The sequence below is a fragment of the Streptomyces chiangmaiensis genome, from assembly GCF_036281785.1.
Classification (GTDB): domain Bacteria; phylum Actinomycetota; class Actinomycetes; order Streptomycetales; family Streptomycetaceae; genus Streptomyces; species Streptomyces chiangmaiensis.
Genome location: NZ_JAYWVC010000349.1, coordinates 1 through 5,050, shown reverse-complemented (window position 1 = coordinate 5,050; position 5,050 = coordinate 1). Strand labels below are relative to the sequence as shown.

Genomic DNA, 5,050 nt, shown 5'->3' with positions numbered 1-5,050 from the left:
CGAGGGCTCACCGAGGTTCATCTGCTGCAGGGACCGGCCGATGTGCTCGGTGATGTGGCGGTAGCCGCCGGGGCCACCGCTGGCGTTCGGCGACGGGGGTGCGGCCGTGTCGAGGGTGGTCATGCCCGGCATGACGCGACAGCGGCCCACCCGTACGGTGTCGGAGGGTGAGTCGATCTTGACCACATCGGCGCCGAGGCCGCCGAGCATCCGGGCCGTGTACGGACCCATCACCACGGTCGACAGGTCGATCACCAGTACCCCGTCGAGCGGCCCCGCAACGAAGGATTCCGCCATCGTTCCATGCCCTTCGAGTCGGTCTCGTTGTACTTGCCAACTAACCTAGCGAGGAACGGCAGCAGATGGAATTACTAAAACCGGAACGGTGGCGTGACCGCAGCGGTCACACGGGTTATTCGAAATTTTTCCGGTGTTGTTACGGGGGAATCGGCTCAACGAAGCACAGGCTCGTCGAAAACCTCGCGCGCGGCGGCGACCAGGTTCTTCAGGTCGCCACAGGCGCGGTCGTGGCGCCATACCAGGGCGGTGTCCAACTGAGGATGGAAGTCCGTGAACGGCAGTACCTTCACGTTTTCCAGCCGATATTCTTGCATCGGACTTTCCGGCTCAAGAATGGAAATACTGAAGGCTGTGCCACCGGAAACCACTTCGGATATTCCGGCGTAACCCGTGTGGGTGAGATCGAGGCGATTCCGGATTCCGAGGTCCGCCAACGCGCTGTCGAGCACGTCAAAATACGCCGGCCTCACATCCTTGGGCGGGGCGACGTACGCGAGGTCCCCCAGATCGGCGAGGGCGACGGACTCCCGCCCGGCGAAGCGATCGGCGGGCACCGCCGCACCCATGCGCTCCGACATCACGCGCACCTGCTCCAGAGCCGGGTCGCTGAACGGCATACGGGCCAGCGCGAGCGCCAGTCTGCCCTCGCGGACACCGGCCACCAGGGCCGGCGTGGTACCGGGCCAGCGCTGGAGCTCGAACCGCTCCCGAACCCGCTCGGTGAGCGCGCTGACCCGTGACCGGAGTGCAGGGTGAAGTCCCGGGGGTATGCCGATGAGCACGGTGCTGCGCTGTACCCGGGTCGCCTCACGCAGTCGCCAGGGGATCGAGCTGAACTGGTCGAGCACATCGCGGGCCATCGGAAGGAGTGCCGAGCCGGCCGGAGTGAGCGCGACGCTATGTGTATCGCGTTCGAACAGCCGCTGCCCGAGCTCCCGCTCCAGGTCCCTGATGCGCTGACTCAAAGGCGACGTCGCCATGTGGAGCCGTCGGGCCGCGGCCGAGAAGTTCAGCTCCTCGGCGACCGCGACAAAATAGCGCAAATGCAGCATTTCCACGTATTCAACGATAGTCCCGCTCCGCTGGGCGAAGCGGGGCGACAACAAGCTCGGACGTGCTTTCGTCCGGGTGACGGCGGGCTGCACAGAGAGGATCTGCCGGTCCAGGCGGTAAGGCTGTTGCCACGAGCCGCGTCCGTCGGGGAATGCGGCCTCAGGCGGCAGAGGATTCTTGCTGGTGATCGATGATGTGCCGGTCGGGCCGCGTTCAGGGCACCTCGAACGGGCCACCGCAACGAGCGGTTCCTCCTCGCCGGCTGTGACGTAGTGGACGGACCAAGAGGCGCCACCGACACCGGAATTGGGCTTCTCACTTTGCCCGTGCCGCGCCGTGGAACGGGCGACGGCCCCCTGGTGGCACAGGGGGCCGTCGGATACGGATCGCGCACCTTCCAGGAGACAGGGTGCATGCAGAAGGGGTGCCTGTCCGGAGAGTGGCACCCCTTCTGGCCTGCAAGGTTCTGACCTACATGCGGTGGGTGTGGGATTTGAACCCACGGTGGCTCGCGCCACGATGGTTTTCAAGACCGTTGCGGTTGCCGACCCCTGGGCTCGGTGACCTGCAGAGACGGCATGCGATGTACCGAGAGTGCCTCGGCTGGCCTACACATGGCCCACAGACGCTCAAAATTCGATTCGTCCGGGGGACGGCCAACACGCTTTCCAACAAAGGCGTTTACGAACGCGTGTGCCATGCATAAGATCCGTTCATCTTTCACGATCCTGCCGGGGGGACGCACGGCGGGATCGCATCTGATGTGGGGACAACTACATGCGTATTCGCGCCGCCGTGGCTGCCGTTTCCGGGGCCCTGGCACTTTCCGCGCTTGCCCTGCCCGCCGCCCAGGCCGACGAGATCCCGGGCGCCGCCCTGGCGCCGTTCTCCGGCAAGGCCCCGGCGGACGAGATCCAGGGTGACACGGCGATCACCAAGGTCGTCGTCAACGCGGGCAAGGACATCGTCCTCGGGACGACGTCCAGCAAGACCATCACCGTGACGGTGACCGCCACCGACCCGTCGGGCATCGCCGATGGGTACGCCATGCTCTGGCACGGCACCAGCTTGACCCAGGCCGGCATCGATGGCCTGCTCGCCCCGTCCGCGGAGAACGGGACCTGCACGGCCGTCTCCGCCACCACCTCGACCTGCAAGGTCAGCATCGTGGTCGACCCGCGGGTCGACCTGTACAAGAACGCCCTGGCCGGCACTTGGAAGGTGTGGGCCGCGGCCGCCGCCAACAACGGCGACTTCGTCGTCAAGGAGGCGTACTCCACCGCCAAGGTGAAGCGCGCCGCCAAGGTGATGGTCAACGCCTCTCCGGAGCCGGTGCGGAAGGGTGGGACCCTCACCGTCACGGGCAAGCTCTCCCGGGCCAACTGGGAGACCCACGACTACCGCGGCTACGCGGGGCAGTCCGTGCAGCTGCAGTTCCGCAAGAAGGGCGCCACCGCCTACACGACGGTCAGGACCGTCAAGACCAGCAGCACCGGCACGCTGAAGACCACCGTCACGGCCTCGGTCGACGGCTACTGGCGCTTCAGCTTCGCCGGCACCTCGACCACCGGTACGGCCGTGGCCGCCGGTGACTTCGTCGACGTGAGCTGACCGAAGGCACCTGCGGGCGCCGGGTCCCTCAGCGGGGCCCGGCACCTCGGCCGTCCTCTCGGCCTGGCGGCCGGCCGCCGTGGTTCGAGCCCGTCGTCATCCCCTCGATTTCGAAAGCAGCAGTCCCGTGATCTTGAAGAGCGCCGCGCGAGCCGCGGCCATCAGCACCGCGATACTCGCCGGCATGGTCACAGCCCCCGGTCAGGCAAGCGCCGACACCACCGGGCCCGTGGTCTCGGAGATCGGCAAGATCCGAACCGACACCGGGCTCGAGCTCACCGCCGACATCGACGCCCCGGCCGGCGTCACCTCCGTGACGGCCACCATCACCGCCAACGTGCCCAACACCTTCGTCAGCACCGTCACCGACTTCCACCTCGTCTCCGGCACCGCCACCTCCGGTACCTGGCAGAGCAGCGGCGCACTGGGACTCGACATCTACGCCGGGTACCGGGTCGCCATCACTGCGCAGGACAGCCAGGGCACAGTCTCCCTTCCCGGCCGCGGCATGCTCGACTACCGCCCCACACCGGTCTTCCACGACACCGCCTACGAGCCCACGGCCCTCAGCTTCGAGCACCAGGACATCAACGTAACCGGCCGGCTCACCGAGTACGACCCGGCCAGCGGCGACACCGGAACCCCGTGGCAGACCACCGCCGCCACCGGCGTCTTCGTCACCTGGGACGGGCACACATCGCCCCACAACGCAACGGCAGCAGACGGCACCTTCGCCTTCACCGTCCACCCCGGCGACGTGCAGAACACCACCCTTCACGTCTTCGTCTCAAACACAACGGCGTACGCTCAGGGCCCGGACTCCGAGCCGATCACCTCCGTCGACTCCCCCGTACGCATCACCCTGGACCACACCGGCAGCACCGGCGCCCTGGTCGGCAGCACGCAGGTCATCAGCGGAACTGCAGAACGCCAGCAGGAGGACGGCACCTGGGTGCCGCTCGCCAACATCCCGCTCCCGATCCAAGACAACAAGGGCACAGGAGCCACCTGGGCGACCACCGACGCCACCGGGCGGTTCAGCCAGACCGTGACCGTCACCAACGACACCACGATCTGGACCGTCAGCGACACGCGGCCGTTCCTCACCCCTACCAGCGTCCGCTACACCGTCGCCAACCCCGTCGCGAAGGTGTCCCTGTACGCCAACAAGCCGACCGTCGACGCCTACTCCCGCCTGCACATCTCCGGATACCTGACTGTCCCCGGCGTCCGGTGGCCGAGTGGCGGGCGGGTCTACATCCAGCAGTCCAACGACGGCCACACCGGCTGGACCAGCATCGGCTCCACCACGATCGACACCTCCGCCGACGGCTTCGCCGCCTCCGTGCTCACCGTCACCAACCCCCACGGCTACTGGCGCTACTACTACCCCGGCGCCCCCGGCTTCACCGCCGCCTACAGCCCGGTCGTCCACGCCTTCCGCTATCAGACCGCCATCAGCGGCGGAAAGCCCAGCAGCACCCGGGTCACCAAGGGCCACACCGTGACCATCAGCGGCACCCTCAAGCAGAACGGCTACGGCTACTGGACCCCCCTGCCCAAGGCCACCGTCCAGATCTTCTTCCGCCCCTCCGGCAGCAGCACCTGGCACCTGATCACCAGCGCCCACACCAGCAGCACCGGCTACTTCGCCGCTCACCCCACCATCACCCGCTCCGGCACCTGGCGCGTCCTGTACAAGACCCCCGACCAAGTCCACGTCAACGCCTACGGCCCCATGGTCTGGGTCACCGCAATCTGACGAACTAAGCGGTGCCGAACAGCAGGCCACCGCGGCAGTCCCCGACCATGAAGTGGTGTAGCCGATCAAGCTGGCAAAAATGCAGTTCACAACCGGATTCGGGGCTACTGGGGCCGCTCTCGGACTGACACCCCGACAGCCCGTGACATCCTCAGCGATGTGGCCAAGCGCGTCGGTGGCCTCATCTGGGAGGTGGCCAAGGACGCTGGCGACGGCGAATCGGAGGACCCTGACATGGCCCGATGAGACTACGGATGAGACTGGGAACGACGCTGGCCCCGACCGATGATCGGTCGGGGCCGGCGTCTGCCCTGCTGGGCGGTG

General features: G+C 67.1%; 4 protein-coding genes and 1 tRNA gene. 2 read left to right on the top strand and 3 right to left on the bottom strand.

Annotated features, from left to right (window positions below):
* The 3 genes from VXC91_RS42155 to VXC91_RS42145 all read right to left on the bottom strand — a co-directional run.
* The coding region (locus VXC91_RS42155; RefSeq protein WP_329512645.1) for a CoA transferase at nucleotides 1-297 on the bottom strand (297 nt) is incomplete at its 3' end.
* 155 nt (nucleotides 298-452) lie between these two features.
* Nucleotides 453-1,352 carry a LysR family transcriptional regulator gene (locus tag VXC91_RS42150; RefSeq protein WP_329512646.1) on the bottom strand — a complete coding sequence of 300 codons (900 nt, stop codon included), beginning with the start codon at nucleotides 1,350-1,352 and terminating at the stop codon, nucleotides 453-455.
* A 482-nt stretch (nucleotides 1,353-1,834) separates the two neighbouring features.
* Nucleotides 1,835-1,911: transfer RNA gene (locus VXC91_RS42145), tRNA-Ser, on the bottom strand.
* Between the two features lie 219 nt (nucleotides 1,912-2,130).
* Here VXC91_RS42145 and VXC91_RS42140 point away from each other — a divergent pair.
* Together VXC91_RS42140 and VXC91_RS42135 are read left to right on the top strand one after the other, a co-directional pair.
* Nucleotides 2,131-2,964, top strand: a complete 834-nt coding sequence (locus VXC91_RS42140) for a DUF5707 domain-containing protein (RefSeq protein WP_329512644.1) — start codon at nucleotides 2,131-2,133, stop codon at nucleotides 2,962-2,964.
* A 127-nt stretch (nucleotides 2,965-3,091) separates the two neighbouring features.
* Nucleotides 3,092-4,726: a hypothetical protein gene (locus VXC91_RS42135; protein WP_329512643.1), complete on the top strand. Its 1,635-nt coding sequence runs from the start codon at nucleotides 3,092-3,094 to the stop codon at nucleotides 4,724-4,726.
* Nucleotides 4,727-5,050: the final 324 nt, after the last annotated feature.